Source organism: Rhizobacter sp. P3_B12 (assembly GCF_056402895.1).
This window is the reverse complement of the sequence record NZ_JBFUGN010001696.1, coordinates 1-628: the sequence shown is the minus strand read 5'-3', so window position 1 is coordinate 628 and position 628 is coordinate 1. Positions and strand designations below refer to the sequence as shown.

Sequence of the window (628 nt, the reverse complement as noted above, 5' to 3'; positions counted from 1 at the left end):
GAACTCGACATGCAGCTCGCGACCACGCAGGAGCGCCACGCCGAACTCGACGAGGGCGTGATCGCCGCCGAGCGCAAGCTCGCCGACGCGCGCGAGCAGCTGCGCTCGCTGGAGCGCCAGGCGCAGGAGGCGCAGTTCTCGTCGCGCGCGCTGGCGGCCCGCCGCGGCGAGCTGCAGCGCAGCATCGAGACGGCGCAGCAGCAGGTGGCGTCGAACGAGGCCTCGTTCGAGCAACTGCAGGCAGAGCTGGTGAAGCTGACCGATGCGTCGGCCCTCGTCGGGCTGGAAGACGCGTTGGCTCTCAAGCTCGACCGCGAGGCCGCGCTCGGCGCCAAGCGCAGCGAGTACGACGACCTGACGCTGCGCCTGCGCCGCGCCGACGAACAGCGCATGGCGCACGAGCAGAGCCTGCAGCCGCTGCGCGACCGCATCACCAAGCTGCAGCTCGAAGAGCAGGCGGCGCAGCTCGGCGGCGCGCAGTTCCTCGAACAGCTGACCGCCGCCGAGGTCGACCTCGCGGCGCTCGCGCAGAACATCGCCGACAACAACGTCAAGCTGTACGGCCTGCAGGGCGAGATCGACCGCATCAACCGCGAGATCACCGCGCTCGGTGCGGTCAACCTGGCGG

General features: G+C 71.0%; 1 pseudogene. It reads left to right on the top strand.

What is annotated here, in order from left to right:
* Positions 1 to 628: pseudogene (locus AC1D01_RS37730) on the top strand (chromosome segregation protein SMC); the annotation flags it as partial.